Below are 16,599 nucleotides of genomic sequence, written 5' to 3' on the forward strand. Positions count from 1 at the left end.
GTGAGTCGTCTTAGAAGACACGGTGAGCCCGCTTCCGGCAAGAGAGAGAGAAATACCAACCCTACTAGTAGAGTCCGCCGCCTTGTGGCATTTGGCCCGGGCGTCTCGACGAACGTCGCGGGCTCAACGCGTCGTCTCTTGTAACCGCACGCTCGCGCGCCCAGATAACGGCCGCACTACGGCGGTTTACGCCAATTTTGCGGTACAGGGACGCAATATGATTGCGAACCGTGTTCTGGGAAAGATGGAGCGTCTCGCTCATCTGGGAATCGCTTCGCCCTTCGCAAATTAGCCACAGCACTTCGCGTTCCCGGCCCGTTAAAATATCAATGTCGGACGATCGCGGGGCCGATCGCGTGCCTTGGCGCAGAGCGCTGAATTTCTCGACGATCATACGGGTGAGCCAGGAGCTGTCGGCCATGATGGCCTCAATCGCGGCGATGAACTGCCACGGCTCCTTTTGATCGCCGGTCTGTTGAATGACGCACACCGGGCGCGGCTCATTATCAATCATGACGTCGGCGGTCGTAATGAAGCAATCCAGCGCCGGGCGCTCAGACCTGCGTATTGGCAACTCAAGCTTATGGAGGCCACCGTTAAGCCGACGGCGCAAGTTGTCGTCGATCCAGACGATTTGTCCTGAGGCATCTACAAGAATGGCGCCATCCCCGAGAGCAGAAGCGATTGGCTTCAACTCTTCATCATCTCGCGCAAAATCCTTCGTCACCTGGTCCATGACGGCTCCCTGTGTTGATAAATGACAGGAAAGAATTGGAATGTGCCGAGATAACTTTACGAGGCTAAACTGGTTCCGACCTACTAATTCCCTAGTAGATCGGAACTATTTCCGGTCTAACGGCACGGAGAAGGGCAAATCTCAATCGCTGGCCGCCCACTATCTTTGAGCAATCGGTGGACAGGCGTGAGAAATGGCCTTCAACAATTCGCTCGCTTCGGGCCAGAAATTCATTTGCGACGATCAACGCGCAAATGGTGGACTGCATTGTTGCCGCCACACGCCGCGATGGCTTAATTTACCGCAGCCTCCAGCCCGTCTGAGCTCCTGGCAAAGGGGCCTTGAGGTCGCGCACGGCTGGCTTTCGACGCCGTAACGTCACTGAACCAAGCTCCCAACGAGGCTGATTCAAGGTGGCGGTTATATTCGTTTCGGCTAGGCTAGAATCGGATGAGAACAAACGGTGACGAACACCGATGTACGCGGAAGGGCCTATTTTTCAAGGGCTTCCGAGCACTGCGCGGAGATCGTGTCCCGTTGCGTGGTGTAGCTGGCGGTGGGTCACCGCGTTCACCGGCAAGAGCCGGGCAGGTCAGCTGGCGATCGCCGGAAGGCTGACGGTGGGATCATCGCTCAACGGCGCGATGGTTTCCAGCGTCATGTAGCGGGCGCGCTGGACGGCCCATTCATCGTTTTGCTCGAGCAGGATCGCGCCGATGAGGCGGACGATGGCGTCTTCATTGGGGAAGATGCCGACGACCTCGGTGCGGCGCTTGATCTCGCCGTTGAGGCGCTCGATCGGATTGGTCGAGTGCAGCTTGGTCCGGTGTTGCGGGGGGAACGTCATATAAGCGAGCACATCGGTCTCGGCCTCGTCGAGGAAGCCGGCAAGCTTGGGCAGCTTGGGGCGAAGCTGGTCGGCGACCTTGCGCCACTGCGCTGTTGCGGCCTCGGCATCGTCTTGGGCGAACGCGGTGGCGATGAAGGCAGAGACGACGCGCCGCCCGCTCTTGCCGGCATGGGCCAATGCATTGCGCATGAAGTGCACGCGGCAACGCTGCCAACTGGCGTTGAGCACCTTGGCGACGGTGGCCTTGATGCCCTCATGGGCGTCGGAGACGACCAACTTGACGCCACGCAAGCCCCGGCGGGCGAGCTTGCGCAGGAACGCCGTCCAGAACGTCTCGGCCTCGGAGGGACCAATGTCCATGCCGAGCACCTCGCGTCGGCCGTCGTTGTTGACGCCGACCGCGACAATCACCGCGACCGACACAATGCGCCCGTTCTGGCGCACCTTCACGTAGGTGGCGTCGATCCACAGATACGGCCAGTCGCCCTCGATCGGCCGGGCGAGGAACGCCTTCACCTTGTCGTCGATCTCCGCGCAGAGCCGGCTCACCTGGCTCTTGGAGATGCCGCTCATCCCCATCGCCTGGACGAGATCGTCGACCGAGCGGGTAGAGACGCCCTGCACATAGGCTTCCTGAACCACGGCGGTGAGTGCCTTCTCGGCCATCCGGCGCGGCTCCAGGAAACCCGGGAAGTAAGAGCCCTTGCGCAGCTTGGGAATGCGCAGTTCGACCGCGCCGGCGCGGGTCTCCCATATCCGGTCGCGGTAACCGTTGCGCTGGGCCAGACGCTCGGGGCTCTTCTCGCCGTAAGCCGCCCCGGTCTGGCTTTCGACCTCGAGCTCCATCAGCCTTTGGGCAGCAAAGCCGATCATCTCGCGCAACAGATCGGCATCAGGGGTCTTCTCCACGAGCGTGCGCAGGTTCATCATATCGTCGGTCATCGGTGGTTCCTCGGTTGCGTTGGCGTGTCGCAACCCGATCCTACCGGAGAACTGCCGGTGACCACCGCAAAGCCGCCCGCCCGCTACGGCGCTAGTTGAGGCGCGCGTCCGGGCGGCTTTGCTCTACCGAGCTACACCACCGCCGGGGACACGACCCTGCGCGCGGACGGCTGCGGACGCTTTGGAACGGGCTTGAACAGCCTAGTTGGCGCCCCTGGCCGTCAATCGCTTAATACCATAACCGATTGAATATAAAGCAATTTTTGTCTTCGTGTTCGGGCGATACCAACAGGAATACCAACAAACTGACGCGCTGTCTTAGCTAGCAAAAATAATTCGCGCGCTCCCTAGCAGCAGGGCATGAGCCAAGTGGCGAAATCCGCCTCGTCCTTCGTGCGCGCTTTCTTGGCGATACTGGTGTTGGAGCTAGAGGCCATGGTGGTCCGATTGGTTCGCCCGCCCAAACTCGCCGGCGTTATGGCGATCGTTGGACAGTTCGCTTGGGCTTAGTGGTCGGCCGCGTCTACCAATCTTAGCCATTCCGCTGCCATCTCGCGCAGAATCTTACGCGATTCCCGATCATTTGTTTGTCTCGCTAACTTCACGCAATGCTCGGCGTAGCCGACGTATTCCTCGCGTTTTTCAATTGTCGGAATTGACATGGATGACCTCGCTCGATCTTGCGGTAGTCCGCGCCATACGCTGTCAAGCTTCTCGAACTTCATCAGCATTCTTCGAGCCCCCACCTCCGAATGTGTAAGATGATCGGACGCTCAATATTTGCCGAGTCTCCCGGATGTCTACCCCGGCTCACGTCGCATGATGAGCGATACATTTTGGCCGCCGAATCCGAACGAGTTCGACATTGCCGTAGCGACCCGCGCGTCTCTTGCCTTGTTGGGCACGACGTCAAACGGAATTGCCGGATCCGGAACATCGTAGTTGATGGTGGGTGGAATGCGCTGGTGTTCCAGCGTCAACAGGGTGAACACCGTTTCTATGATACCGGCGGCAGAGAGTGTGTGTCCGATCATCGACTTGTTGGACGAGACGGGGATCTTGCGGGCATGATCGCCAAAGACGGCGGCGGCGCCGAGATATTCCATCTTGTCGTTCTCTGGCGTACTGGTTCCGTGAGCGTTGATGTAGTCGATCTGATCGAAGGTCATGCTTGCATCGGCGAGAGCGTTGCGGATGCAATCGGCGATCGGAACTCCGTCCGGTTTGGGACGGGTACGATGGAAAGTGTCCGCCAATTCACCGCAGCCGGCGATCACGCCCAAGATTTTCGCGCGGCGTCCAGGCTCTCCAGCACGAGCGCGCCGGCACCTTCAGCCATCACGAATCCTTGCCGGTTCTTCGAAAAGGGCTTCGATGCGCTGCGCGGGGTCATCGTTCTGAGTGGATAGCGCCGACAGGAGGGAAAATCGCACCATTGCCTCGGCATTGATGGAACCATCGGTTGCGACGCAAAGCGCGGCGTCGGTTTCTCCGCGCCGAATGGCCTCGACGCCAAGCTGGATCGCTGTTGCCCCCGACGCGCAGGCCGTTGAGACCGAGATGGGCGATCCTTTTGTGCCGAAGGTCTCACAGAGGTGGTCAGCAACCGAGCCGAACAGATAGCGAGCGTGGACGTGCGTGAAACGCCCGCCGCCGCTGGTCTGGAGCAGGATGTCGTAGTCTATGGAGCCTGATTCGCTGGAGGCTCGCGCGATTTCTTCGCGTTGCGGCCACTCGACTTCGACCGGCGCCAGACCGAGAAACAACGGGCCTGGAAAATCACCCTTTCGTCCAATTCCCGATTGGCCGACAGCCTCTTCGATGACGATATCCGCCAGACGCTCGGCCAGCTTTGTCGACGAGAACGGCTTCACCTCGACGAAGTCGATAGTGCCGGCGATACGCGTCTTCAAACCATGGGTGGAGAACCGCCGGATGGTGCTTATTCCAGACTCTCCGGCGGTAATTTTCGCCCAATTCTCAGCCTTGCCTTCGCCAAGCGACGTGATCACGCCCATACCGGTAACGACGACGATGGGACGATTGTGGCCGTCACGCGTCTTCGTCTTCGCGCTCCGCAGCTTTGTGGATGCCAAGCCGGTTTCAAGGAGTGCCGTCATGCGACGGCCTCTATGAGCGCCATTCCCTCTCCGCGCCAATGACCGACGCCGATGGCCACTATCTGGGCCGGCATCACGCCGATCTCGGTCTCTCGGCCGGATGTGTCGTTTGGAGGGACCAACGCGCCGCGGGACACGCTCAACGAAGCAAGCGCCAATGCTAACGGGAATTGCGCTTCGCTGAGATGTCCGAAGGACGTGCCGATCGCGCGGACGGGGACATCCCCGTGTGCCGACAGGAAGGCTGCTTCTTCCTCGGTGGCAATGGCAGCGCCGGTCGCTGCCGTGTAGATCGCGGTTGAATCTTCGGTGATCCTCAGGGACGCCCAGAGGCCTTCCAGAACGCCTTCGACTCCGCCCGCGGCAGATCGAGAGGAATGACCGGAGACGACGTTGACGAGCCGTGCAAACGGCTTGGCGCCTCGGCGCTCCGCATGAGGTCTCGACTCAAGCACCAGAAATACGCCACCCGATCCCAAAGCAAAGCCACCGCCGGTCCGCGACCAGACCGATGCGAAGTCCTTCTTGAGATTGAAGCCGCCGCATTCGTAGAGCATCAGCATTTCCTTGCGCTCGCCGTTGTGCGCGGCGCCGACCAAGGCAACCTCGCTCTGTCCGGAGGCGATCTTCGCCCACGCAATCCGGACGGCGTCCACGCCGGCGGCTGCCTCGCCCATAAAGGTCCGCGACGATCCGGACACACCGTGGACGATCGATATGTTGCCGGCGAGCAGATTGGATAGCTGCGTTCCCCCAGGGAGGAGACGAGCCCGACGCCTGTTATCCACGTCTCGTGTCGGTCTGCCGAAAGCTGCGACATTAGCGCAATCCACAGGCAAGATCGCGGCTTCGCAATCTTCCGCGGCGGATTGCCCAGCGTTCATGGCTATGGCGCATCACGCGATCGAGCGCCGCCCGTGAACCCAAGGTCTTCTCGGGGATGCAGGCGATGACGGCGTTGCGATCCTCGATGAATTGCTCGTCGACAATCCATGTCCGCAGTTCTTCACCGGCGAGCCTTGCTGCGATCCGGTCGGGTGTCGGATCAATGTCGTGGGCGACCATTACGTTCATCACGATCCGGCCGCCCGGTGCCAGGCGGGCGCGGATGGCGTCGCAGGTCTCCGCATCAAACTCTTCCGTGAAACGGAAGCCCGGTCCACCGACGTCGATCGCAATGCCGTCGTAATATGCGCGGTCATCGAACACGAATTTTCGAAAGTCGGAGACGATGCATGGCAATTCGTCCGGAAGATCGAAATACCTGTGCGCGAGCACGAAACTGATCGGGTTGATGTCGACGATGGTCAATCTCTTGCCGAGACGCCACAGCCGTGTCGCAAGATTTCCGCCGCCACAGCCCAGGACGAGGACTTGTTCGGAGCGGGATAGGAGTTCGTCCATGAGCTTGACATAGGTGAAGACGCTTTCGCCGTCGGGCGTTGCCTGACTTTGCCTTACGCCTTCTTCGAAGTACACGCGCGTACCGTCCCAAGAACATTCGACGATATCGATCTGTCCGTTCTTTCCTTGATAACGCCCCAGCAGTTTCACGGCAGGCAACTATCCTAAGATTAGAGTATCAGAATACATGCATTAAACATCTCTTATCATGTAATTTGCGGGGCACCAACGATTTCGGGTCCTGCTGGTAATGTTTCCGCATTCTCCGATAGAAATTCGATACAAGTCTCCGGCCGCAATCCAGTTCACGCCATTGAGAATTCGGCAATGATATATTCTTTATCTAGATTGATGCTTGAGACAGTAATTTGGATGGTGTAGATCTCTCCATGAGAAACTTACCGGAGCTCGCCATTTCATGATCACGGCCAACCAACTTAGGGCCGCCCGCGCGCTTCTGAATATTGACCAGCGGCAGACGGCCGAACTCGCTGATCTTTCAGTCCCCACCATTCAACGCATGGAAGCAAGTGACGGAGTTATCCGCGGGAACGTCGATTCTTTGATGAAATTGGTTTCTGCATTGGAGAATGCCGGGATCGAATTGATCAATCCGGGAGGGCAGAGTTCGGCCGGTGGTCGAGGCGTCCGTCTCAGGGAGCACGTCACGAAGCCGAAAGTGAAGAACACGAAGCAGCCCAAGCCTTCTTCGCCGCGGACTTTGGAACGGGCGCGATGACCCCCCGAGCCATCCGAATGATGGGTTTCTCGATCGAGGATGATGAAAACGCTGAAGACAAGTGTACTCGCAAGCGGATTCTCGCGCCTTAAGGCACCTAGATGGCATCTGGGCGCCTTATGGGTGTCCGACGTACGCGCCGGAAAGATCTTCCGCATCGATCTGGACGGCAAGGTTACGATCGTCGCCGACGTACCAGATCGCCCCTTCGGGCTGGGCTTTTTGCCCGACGGTAGCTTATTGGTCGCCTCGATGACCCGGCGGCTGATCCTGAAACTCGGTGCTGAGAAGCCCGTGATCCATGCCGACATGGCCGATGTCGCATCTGGGTATCTACGGGACCTAGCCGTCGCTCGCGATGGAAACGCCTATGTGACGTCTTTCGACGCGGATGCAACAGGACCCGACGGCTTCGCGTCGGCTCGGGTCCTTCTGACAATGCCGGACGGCAATATCCGATCGGTTGCCGACAACATCGCACATCCGAACGGATTGGCAATCACAAGTTCGCATAACCTACTGGTTGCGGAGACGCTCGGAAATCGGCTTCTCGAGTTCAAGATCGGCAGCGACGGAGGATTGCTGCATCGAAAAGTTTTCGCCGACTTCGAGGGGATGAGCCCACTCGGCATCTGCGGGGACGCTGAAGGCGCCGTCTGGGCGGCTGCCGCCCGACAGTCGCTTTTTGTCCGTGTGCAACCGGGCGGGCGGATCACACATCGCGTTCACGTACCGGGCCGGCATGCGGTCGCATGTCAGTTGGGCGGACAAGACGGCCGGACGCTTTTCTGTCTGACGGTAGCCGCCAATCTTAACGACTATCCCAATCTTTACGACTATCCCAACCGTCAGCAGGCGGCCCGCGTCGAGATAGCGACGGTCGACGTGCCGGGAGCTGCGAGTTCGGTACGGTTGGCGGAAATTGGCTCGCACTAGCGTTTCGAGTTGGCTTGCTCAGTCACCACCCAATCGAAACGCAGAAAGCTGACGATGGACCTCTCGGCCGAAAAGATCTCGGAAAAAACGCCATCGCCATATACCGCTGGCCTTCTGTGTCGATGTCCGCGTTGCGGCAAGGGAAAGTTGTTTGAGGGGTTCCTGACCCTGAAATCAAAGTGCGACGTGTGCGGCCTCGATTTCAGCTTTGCCGACGCCGGTGATGGGCCTGCCATATTCGTCATCATGATCGCCGGCGCCATTGTCGTGGGAGCCGCTTTGGTCACCGAGGTCAAGTATCAACCGCCGTACTGGGTCCACGCGGTACTGTGGATCCCGTTGATCCTGATAGTCACGCTATGGCCCTTACGAGGCCTGAAAAGTCTTTTGATCGCGTTGCAGTATCATCACAAGGCGTCGCAGGGAAAGCTCGTTCCGCGAGCCGAAGAATAGCTGCCTTAGCGGATCATGCATCGACCGGCGGCGCCTCCCGCGCCACAAGCCATATATGCTCGGCCCCACTGACATTCACACATAGAATTCCAAGGGCGGTAAGCACATCCGGCCACATCGTCCCTGATGCCCAGGTCAAGAGGACGGCTAGAACGATGACGATGTTCATGACCGCATGATTGCGAATGTCGGAGAACGAACCGGCCAAATGCGCGAACAGGCCGTGCTTGGACAAGATAGGCGATGTTGGTCAGCAGGAACGCCGAGGCGGTTGCGGCCAACGGCGTCGCGGACGGGATCGCGGCGCCGCAACAGTTCGCCGCGATCATCCAAAGCAAAAACCGGTCGGAATGAGAATGATCGTTCTGGAGAATCGGGCAAATGTCTCCCGGCCCGGCATGCTCCGGTTGTATCCGGACGACATCAAGACGCTCACGCTCGTTGCTTCGAGAAAGGCGATGCTGTCCGAAAACAGCGACGCCGATCGAGCTTCGATGGCCAATATCAATTCGAGGCGGAAAAATAAAGGTTGGCCGCAACCAGAAGCGGAAAAGAACTCAAGGCCTTGCTTCACGTCTTTGTTTCCAGCGATTTCGGGCGGACCTTAAGCTTGCCTGTTTACGCCGCGACGCGGGACGATACTACCAAGTCAAAGCTCGAGCGAGATGTGAGGAGATTGGTAATGTAGAAGAATCGAACTCGCTTCTCGATATTTCGCTCCCCCAAACGAAGAAGCGACGAATTTTGTGCTTCCAGTCGCGTCATTCGAAACCCGGAGCGTTCATCGCCCAGATTGCCGCGATGAAGATGGTTTTCGCACGCGGCAGAATAGTCAATGTTAGCGCCGCCGCAGTCAGCGGCCAGACTGTTATGCTCACCCGAAGAGGCCAGCGAAACGTGGTCTCGGCATATAACGCCGACGGTACGACCAAATGGCCGACGACGAGGATTGTCAGCCAAGCCGGTCCGTCGTCGGCGTGAGGTCTTGCCGTAGTGCTCGCCGCAGGAGGTGCAGTTTTCCACCTGATGCAGATAACTCCGGAAGAGCCTCCCCTGACCGCACGCGGGACACTTTCCGGCCACTGCCCGAGCGACCGTCGGCCAGATGCGCACAGGCAAATGTGAACCGCTCGCGGACATCCGAGTTAAGTTACCCCGGCTTGAGGGCGATCGGGCAGGGAACCCGAGCACTGATCGGCTGAGGTGCTTTTCCTTCCGTTAGAACCTACGCTGACACCGCGACCACCATGACGTCCGCTTGAACGACGCTTTTGAACTTCGCAAAATTGTCCTGGAACATCTGGACAAGCTTAGCCGCAGCGGCGTCGTACGCCTCCTTGTCGTCCCATGTCTCCCGGGGCTTCAAGATACGGCTGTCGATACCCTTGACCGATGCTGGTACCTGAAAGCCAAAGTGCTTGTCGGTGTAGAATTCGCCGTCGTTGAGTGTGCCGTCGAGTGCGGCCGTCAGCAGAGCACGGGTCACCTTGATGGGCATCCGTTGTCCCACCCCGTATTTCCCCCCGGTCCAACCGGTGTTCACCAGCCAGCAGTTTACGTTGTGCTTGGCAATGAGCGAGCGCAACAGATCGCCGTAGACCGAGGGCTGCCGGGGCATGAACGGGGCACCGAAGCAGGTCGAAAAGGTGGCTTCAGGTTCGACCACGCCCTTTTCCGTTCCAGCGACCTTGGCGGTGTACCCCGACAGGAAGTGAAACATGGCTTCCGCCGCGGTCAGCTTGGCAATGGGGGGCATCACGCCGAAGGCGTCCGCAGTCAGCATGACGAGATTCTTCGGATGCCCGGCGCGCCCGGTTTTTGAAGCGTTGGGAATGAAGTGCATCGGATACGCGGCACGCGTGTTCTCCGTCTTCGAGCCATCGTCGAAATCGCAGACGCGCGTGATCGGATCGAAGGCGACGTTCTCCAGGACCGTTCCGAAGCGCTGAGTGGTCGCATATATGGCCGGCTCGGCTTCAGCACTCAGCTTGATTGCCTTCGCGTAGCAACCGCCCTCGAAATTGAAGATGCCCTTGGAGCCCCAACCGTGCTCGTCATCACCGATCAGTGTGCGTCCCGGATCAGCGGATAGAGTTGTTTTTCCGGTTCCAGACAAACCGAAGAAGATGGCCGCATCATCCTGCGGGCCGACATTTGCGGAACAATGCATCGGCATGACATTGTGAGCGGGAAGAAAGTAGTTCAACGTCGTAAACACGGCCTTCTTGATCTCGCCGGCGTACGAACTTCCCCCTATCAAGACGATCTTTCGTGAAAAATCGATCGCGATCACTGTATCGCTGCGAACGCCATGGCGCTTGGGATCAGCCTTGAAGGTCGGGCAGCAGTAGATCGCGAGCTCCGGCACGAATGTCGAGAGTTCGCCGCGGTTGGGTCTGAGCAACAGAGTGCGGATGAAAAGCGAGTGCCAGGCAAGCTCCGTGAAAACGCGCGTAGGCATTCCAAATTCCGGATCGGCGCCGGCGCGTAGATCCTGAGCATACAACGTCTTGCCGGCGGAGTGAGCAATGAAGTCCTGGTACAGTCGCGCAAATTGCGCGGGGGTCATCTTGCCGTTGTTTTCCCACCAGATGGTCTGCTCCGTCTGGTCGTCACAGACAATATACTTGTCTTTTGGGCTGCGGCCGGTGTGCACGCCGGTTTCGGCGCAGAGCGCACCGCCGGAGGTGAGCTGCGCTTCACCGTCCTTGAGGGCGCATTCGTACAGTTCGGGTTCAAGGAAATTCCAGTTCACCCCTTTGAGATCTCTGAACCCGAATTTGTCTGCCCCGAATTCCGGGTTGCGTGTGCCTTGTTCTAACATTTCGTTTCTCCCTGGGCGCGGGTTAGGACGTGCAAGTGTCGACGACGACGGGCCTATTGTCATGCCAGGGCTGACGCGGGCGCCGCAACGTCCAACCACAGCCGACGGTTTTGGAAAGCTTCGCTATGTAGCGCCGATTGGCGGCCCGGCGCCGCCTCGGCAGGCAGGCGATGAGGACATTTCGGTTTAGACGACCCGGATGGTCGAATATCCATGAAGTCATGTGACCTTCGGACAGATCGCTGCTGATCATGTCAGGCGCAGCGTCAAAATCGGTCGCGACAAGCATGTTCAGGATTGCGCGTCCGCTGGGTTTCAGCCGAGCCGTGATCGAATGACAGGTTGCCGGATCGAACTGCTCCTCGAAGCAAAATCCGGGTCCGCCGACGTCGATCGCTATGCCGTCAAAAATACGCGTCTCAGCTAAGAGATACTCCCTAAAATCCGCGACGACGCAGGGAATTTCCTTCGGCAATCCGAAGAAGCGCTTGGCGATGTCGAAGCTGACTGGGTTGTGGTCGACCACGGTCACGCTCTTTCCTTGGCGTGCCAGCATCGTCGCGAGGTTACCTCCACCACATCCGAGAAGCAGGACACTGTTGGCGTCGCTGAAAAACGCTTCCATTATCTTTACGTAGGGGAATCTACTCTCCCCGGACGTCGAGCTTTGGCTCTGGAAAATTTCGCCTTCGCGATAGAAGCGGTCGCCCGTCTGTTCGCTTTCCCAGATCGCGATCTCACCCAGCTTGCCTTTGTAATTGCCGATGATCTTCAAGGCTACTCTCGTCAAATGTGATGTGTTGTACATCAGTAGCGATCGCCCATAGATGTATACATAACGATCATATTTTCGTCTAGTCGCCTCTCCGATGCGACGAACCGTTAGTCCCGAGATTCAGCGTCACCTTCTAGATCAGTGCGTGGCGTCGACGGCGGCATGCGCGTTAGCTCCGAAACTGGCCACGCAGACGCTCAATAGCGCCGACCACAATATGGGCGCAGCCGCGTGGGGGCCGAGATGCCAGGTCATCGAGACCAGGATGCCCGGAGGCGGCTGCAGGGCAAGCGATGCGCACCCGATGGACGCAAAAAAGAGACAGATGGCGAGCGTACTGGCTGTTCGATCAGGCTCGGAGGTCGACATCAGGCGCGATGCGTGGTGGATTCGCGTGCTCGTCAACGTAACGTAGCGGTGCTTCGTCAGAGCGACCCCCGCAGCGAGCACCACGTAGATCAATGGCAGCAACGAGACCACTGACAACATCGGGGCGCGACTAGACGTGCTGGAACCATCATCCCGATATTGTGCGAAAAGGAATATCAACGGCGTCATCGCAAGGACTATTCCGGTTTGAACGCACCCTGCGATCAAGCCGGCTTGGAATAGTCGAAGGCGTCCCCAGAGCCTCAAGTGGAAGCGGCGCTTTTGGCCGCTCGATCGAGCAGGGCGAGAAGGCCCTGCAAGATCATGGTGGGCGGCGGAGGACAACCGGGAATATGAAGATCGACGGGAACCACTTGCGAGACCCCTCCTACCACTGCATAGCTGCCGGCAAAGCAGCCGCCATCCCGGGCGCAATCTCCCACGGCAACGACCCACTTCGGGTTGGGGGTCGCATCGTAGGTGCGCTCCAACGCGTCGCGCATGTTCTTCGTCACCGGTCCGGTTACCATCAACACGTCGGCATGACGCGGCGACGCAACGAACCGGAGACCGAAGCGCTCGACGTCGTAGTAGGCATTGTTCAATGCGTGGATTTCAAGTTCGCATCCGTTGCAAGATCCAGCATCGACCTCGCGTATCGAGAGGCTTCGGCCGAGACGCCGTCGCGCCGCGCGACCGACGGCAGTGGCGAGCTCGGTCACCGCGGCGTCGTCCGGTGACGGTGCTTGCTCGGTGAACGGCCGGCGAAACAGGCTCTCAAAAAGCAGCTTGCGCATCTGGTGCCGTTCCTCAGAGATCGTGGCCCGAATAGGAGCAATTGAAGGATTTGTTGCAGAGCGGGAAGTCGGCGATGATGTTGCCCTCGATTGCGGCCTCTAGAAGCGGCCATTGAAACCACGACGGGTCGCGCAGATGGCATCGTTCGACCCGGCCATCCCGCAAGCGGAGCCAAACCAGGACGTCGCCGCGAAATCCCTCGACGATCGCCATGCCTTCCCGGACTTCCCGCCGGTGCCCCGCATGCGTTCCCAGCGGGCCATCGGGAAGCTGGTCCAATATTTGGTCGATCAGCAGAAGGCTCTGTTCAACCTCGCGCACGCGGATCCAGACGCGCGCGTTGACATCCCCCTCGTTCAGGACCGGGACTTCGAAGCGCAGCGCGTCATACGGTGGATACTTAAGTGTGCTTCGCGCGTCGAAGGACCGACCGGATGCGCGGCCTATGTAGCCTCCAGCGGCATACTGCTTGGCCAATGCGGGCTTAAGCACGCCCGTATCGACCGTGCGATCCTGCAGCGATGCCGTATTGTCGTAGAGTTCGACCAAAGCAGGAAACCGCCGGCGGATGTTATCCAGCGCCGCCTGGATGGTCTCTCTCCCTTCATCGTTAAGGTCGCGGGTCACGCCACCGGGCACGATAATATCCCGCATCAGCCGATGACCGAATGCGGTATGGGATGCGCGCAGAATGCTCTCTCGCAACACGCTGCACAGAGCGTGCATCAGTGCGAAGGACGCGTCGTTGCAGATTGCGCCGATGTCGCCGAGATGATTGGCAAGCCGTTCAAGTTCAGCGAGCAGCGCTCGCAGCCAAACCGCGCGATCGGGTACGACAAGCTGTAAGGCTGCTTCGGCCGCTCGCGAAAACGCAAAGGCGTAGGCGACTGTGCTGTCGCCTGATACGCGTCCGGCGAGCTGGACAGCCCGTTCAAGATTGGCTCCAGTCATGAGGCCCTCGATACCCTTGTGGGTGTATCCCAGCCGTTGTTCCAGCCGGACCACGGTCTCACCGCTTGCCGTAAACCGAAAATGCCCGGGTTCGATAATTCCCGCGTGCACCGGACCGACCGCGACCTGATGCAGGCCGCCGCCTTCCGCCGGCAGGAAATGATAGGGCGACGCCTTCGACAATGCGTTGATGCGGTTTCCCAAGGGGAAGTGAACGGCCCAACAACCGTGATCAAGCCACGGACGAGTGTCAGGCAAGCCTTCCGCTGACAATCCAAACAGATCGTTGATGGTGTGCTCCAATCGAAGCGCCGGAGGGTGGTGTTTGCCGACTGAAGGATAAGCGCGGTCGGGGCAATCCAGGCTGACGGTGGCGACTTCTGCCGTATGTCCATCCATAATCGCCATGTGCACCGTTGAGGGTTCTCCCCAAAGGCCGAGTAGGCTCCAGCGTCCATGTGCCAGCTCGCTTGCCGCAAATGTCCAAACGGAAGCATCGACTGTAGCTCGCGGCCACGGGCTGTGTTGTTGGACCGGGCGGCCCTCCAGCATGAGATCGATCAGCGATGGCATATCCTGTTGATCTCCAAACTATCCAAGAAGGCGAGCCACGTGTTGGAACCAGGTGACGAGCGGCGCTGGAAGATAGATTCCCGCGATCAGAACCAGCGAGAGATGGGCAAACATCGGCACATAGGAAGCCTCGGCTGACTTGGTGCTGCCGCGAGGTTCTCCAAATGCGACGCTTGTCAGGCGTAACGTCAAAGCGCCGAACGCCAACAACAGCCCGAACACCAGTACAATCGCGAGCAGCGGCTGGCGTGCGAAGGTCGAGCTTACGACCAGGAATTCGCTCATGAAGATGCCGAGCGGCGGCAAGCCCGCGATCGCGACGACGCCCGTTACCAGACCCCAGCCGAGCGCCGGATGGGTCACGGTCAAGCCCCGGATCCTGGAGATTCGCTGCGTGCCCTTGATCTGCGATATATGTCCGACGGCGTAGAAGATCGCGGACTTGGTTAGGCTGTGCATCACCATGTGCAACAGCCCTGCGAAATTGGCGAGCGGGCCGCCCATGCCGAACGCGAACACGATGATGCCCATGTGTTCGATCGAGGAATAGGCGAACAGCCGTTTGATGTCGCGTCGGCGGTAGAGCATGAAAGCCGCGAAGACGAGCGAAACTAGGCCCATCGTCACCATAAGGGGACCAGGAGCGATCGCTGCCGGATGGGCGGCCAGCAATATCTTGAAGCGCAATAGCGCGTAGAGCGCGACATTCAGCAGTAGCCCCGACAGTACCGCCGATATCGGCGTCGGACCTTCGGCGTGGGCGTCGGGCAGCCATGCGTGCAGCGGCGCCAGACCGACCTTGGTGCCGTAGCCGAGCAGCAGGAATATGAAAGCGACGTTGAGAAGCGCAGGATCGAAATTCGCGGCATGTTGGATCAGAAGTGTCCAGACCATGCCGTCCTGACCCTCGCCCATGACCGGACGCGCTGCCATGTAGATCAAGATCGTGCCGAACAGGGCGAACGCTATTCCGACGCTCCCCAGAATGAAATATTTCCATGCCGCTTCCAGAGCGGCGTGGGTGCGATAGATGCCGACCATCAGCACTGTGGTGAGCGTCGCAATTTCCACCGCGACCCACATCAGGCCGATATTGTTCGACACGAAAGCTAGGTTCATGCCGAACATCATGGTCTGATACATGGCGTGGTAGAAACGCAGATAAACCGGTGTCAACCGACCAGTCTCCAGTTCATGCGCGATGTAGCTGGCGCTGAAGATGCTGGTCGTGAACCCCACGAAGGTGTTGAGTACGATGAAGACGATGTTCAGATCGTCGACGAGCACGTACGGCCCCGGCGGCGGACGTTCGATGACGAACAACGAGAGGGCCGAAAGAAATGTCGCCAAGCTCGCCACGACGTTCAACCTCGCCGTCAGCCGGTAACCCGGCAGTATGGCCAGCAACGCTGCCGAGCCGATCGGAATTATCAGGATAGCCGCCACCGGATCGAAGGAAGGTACGTTCATCGCCGTTCGCCCCGGTAGTCGTCGAGCGCAGAGACATCAACGGAATCGAAACGTTCGCGGATCCGGAATAGGAAGATGCCGATGACGATGAAGGCGATCAGGATCGAGAAGGCGACGCTGATCTCGACCACCAGCGGCATGCCCTTGGCGCCGGTTGCCGCCAGCACCAGCCCATTCTCGAGCGACATGAATCCGACGACCTGGCTGACGGCGTTGCGACGGGTCACCATGACCAGAAGTCCGAGCAGTACGACCGACAAGGCAAAAGCGAGATCCTCGCGCGCCAATGGATCGGCCTCCGCGGTCACCCGCAGCATCAGCACCATGGAGAGGGCAACCAGTGCCATCCCGGCCAGCATGGTCGGGCCGATCCCCACGGCCGCCTCGATGTCGCGATGAATCCCAAGCTGCTTGACGATGCGATGCAACGCCACCGGAATGACGATCGCCTTGAAGACGAGGGCGATTGCAGCCGTGATGTAAAGATGAGGAGCGCTCTGGACAAAGGCCTGCCAAGCGACGGAAAGCGCGAGCACCAGGGCGTGAAGCGCAAAAACGTTGAGAAGCGAATAAAGCCTGTCCTGGTACAGCATCATGAAGCTGATCAGGACGAGCCCGCCAGCCAGCGTGTGCGAGACGTCGAAGGAGAGGCTGTGCAT

The 16,599-nt window shown here is 59.2% G+C and carries 15 protein-coding genes and 2 pseudogenes; 3 read left to right on the forward strand and 14 right to left on the reverse strand.

Annotated elements, in window-relative coordinates:
- Nucleotides 1–64: 64 nt before the first annotated feature.
- The 5 genes and pseudogenes from ABIA90_RS42775 to ABIA90_RS42795 all read right to left on the reverse strand — a co-directional run bounded on the left by ABIA90_RS42775 (nt 65) and on the right by ABIA90_RS42795 (nt 6,202).
- The gene (locus ABIA90_RS42775; RefSeq protein WP_354116209.1) at nt 65–736 is read right to left on the reverse strand and encodes a helix-turn-helix transcriptional regulator; all 672 of its coding nucleotides are present in this window, start codon (nt 734–736) and stop codon (nt 65–67) included.
- 592 nt (nt 737–1,328) lie between these two features.
- On the reverse strand, nt 1,329–2,528 hold the full coding sequence (locus tag ABIA90_RS42780) for an IS256 family transposase (protein ID WP_354121922.1): 1,200 nt from the start codon (nt 2,526–2,528) through the stop codon (nt 1,329–1,331).
- 800 nt (nt 2,529–3,328) lie between these two features.
- A pseudogene (locus ABIA90_RS42785) lies at nt 3,329–4,648 on the reverse strand (beta-ketoacyl-ACP synthase).
- Nucleotides 4,645–5,499 (reverse strand): annotated as a pseudogene (locus tag ABIA90_RS42790) (beta-ketoacyl synthase N-terminal-like domain-containing protein); the annotation flags it as partial. The pseudogenes ABIA90_RS42790 and ABIA90_RS42785, both read right to left, overlap by 4 nt.
- The gene (locus ABIA90_RS42795; protein WP_354121919.1) at nt 5,468–6,202 is read right to left on the reverse strand and encodes a spermidine synthase; all 735 of its coding nucleotides are present in this window, start codon (nt 6,200–6,202) and stop codon (nt 5,468–5,470) included. The gene ABIA90_RS42795 and the pseudogene ABIA90_RS42790, both read right to left, overlap by 32 nt.
- Before the next feature lie 268 nt (nt 6,203–6,470).
- On the opposite strand from ABIA90_RS42795, the gene ABIA90_RS42800 reads away from it, so the two are divergent.
- From ABIA90_RS42800 to ABIA90_RS42810, 3 genes are read left to right on the forward strand one after another with little or no spacing between them, the layout of a single operon-like run.
- Nucleotides 6,471–6,791 (forward strand): helix-turn-helix transcriptional regulator, encoded by a 321-nt coding sequence (locus ABIA90_RS42800; RefSeq protein WP_354116215.1) that lies wholly within the window; start codon nt 6,471–6,473, stop codon nt 6,789–6,791.
- Nucleotides 6,792–6,833: 42 nt separating this feature from the next.
- Entirely contained in the window at nt 6,834–7,727 is an 894-nt protein-coding gene (locus ABIA90_RS42805; RefSeq protein ID WP_354122502.1) for an SMP-30/gluconolactonase/LRE family protein, read from the forward strand.
- Nucleotides 7,728–7,781: 54 nt separating this feature from the next.
- Nucleotides 7,782–8,180 (forward strand): DUF983 domain-containing protein, encoded by a 399-nt coding sequence (locus tag ABIA90_RS42810; RefSeq protein ID WP_354116217.1) that lies wholly within the window; start codon nt 7,782–7,784, stop codon nt 8,178–8,180.
- 13 nt (nt 8,181–8,193) lie between these two features.
- On the opposite strand, the gene ABIA90_RS42815 is transcribed toward ABIA90_RS42810, so the two are convergent.
- The 9 genes from ABIA90_RS42815 to ABIA90_RS42855 all read right to left on the reverse strand — a co-directional run bounded on the left by ABIA90_RS42815 (nt 8,194) and on the right by ABIA90_RS42855 (nt 16,599).
- Nucleotides 8,194–8,415: a hypothetical protein gene (locus ABIA90_RS42815; protein ID WP_354121917.1), complete on the reverse strand. Its 222-nt coding sequence runs from the start codon at nt 8,413–8,415 to the stop codon at nt 8,194–8,196.
- A gap of 90 nt (nt 8,416–8,505) precedes the next feature.
- Complete coding sequence (locus ABIA90_RS42820; RefSeq protein ID WP_354121916.1) at nt 8,506–8,754, reverse strand: hypothetical protein; 249 nt, start codon at nt 8,752–8,754, stop codon at nt 8,506–8,508.
- Nucleotides 8,755–8,941: 187 nt separating this feature from the next.
- Nucleotides 8,942–9,301 (reverse strand): DUF983 domain-containing protein, encoded by a 360-nt coding sequence (locus ABIA90_RS45660; RefSeq protein ID WP_502917527.1) that lies wholly within the window; start codon nt 9,299–9,301, stop codon nt 8,942–8,944.
- Between the two features lie 104 nt (nt 9,302–9,405).
- Nucleotides 9,406–11,004, reverse strand: a complete 1,599-nt coding sequence (locus ABIA90_RS42830; RefSeq protein WP_354121914.1) for a phosphoenolpyruvate carboxykinase — start codon at nt 11,002–11,004, stop codon at nt 9,406–9,408.
- A gap of 22 nt (nt 11,005–11,026) precedes the next feature.
- A complete protein-coding gene (locus tag ABIA90_RS42835; protein ID WP_354121913.1) occupies nt 11,027–11,779 on the reverse strand; it encodes a methyltransferase domain-containing protein in 753 nt (250 codons plus the stop codon).
- A 632-nt stretch (nt 11,780–12,411) separates the two neighbouring features.
- Nucleotides 12,412–12,945, reverse strand: coding sequence for an NADH-quinone oxidoreductase subunit B family protein (locus tag ABIA90_RS42840; RefSeq protein ID WP_354121912.1), 534 nt, complete (start codon nt 12,943–12,945; stop codon nt 12,412–12,414).
- Between the two features lie 13 nt (nt 12,946–12,958).
- Nucleotides 12,959–14,470 (reverse strand): hydrogenase large subunit, encoded by a 1,512-nt coding sequence (locus tag ABIA90_RS42845; protein ID WP_354121911.1) that lies wholly within the window; start codon nt 14,468–14,470, stop codon nt 12,959–12,961.
- Between the two features lie 18 nt (nt 14,471–14,488).
- Entirely contained in the window at nt 14,489–15,940 is a 1,452-nt protein-coding gene (locus ABIA90_RS42850) for a hydrogenase 4 subunit F (RefSeq protein ID WP_354121910.1), read from the reverse strand.
- Nucleotides 15,937–16,599 (reverse strand): hydrogenase-4 component E, encoded by a 663-nt coding sequence (locus ABIA90_RS42855; protein WP_354121989.1) that lies wholly within the window; start codon nt 16,597–16,599, stop codon nt 15,937–15,939. Before ABIA90_RS42855 ends, ABIA90_RS42850 begins: the two co-directional genes overlap by 4 nt.

The organism is Bradyrhizobium sp. LA6.8, assembly GCF_040547935.1.
In the GTDB taxonomy this organism is placed as follows: domain Bacteria; phylum Pseudomonadota; class Alphaproteobacteria; order Rhizobiales; family Xanthobacteraceae; genus Bradyrhizobium; species Bradyrhizobium barranii.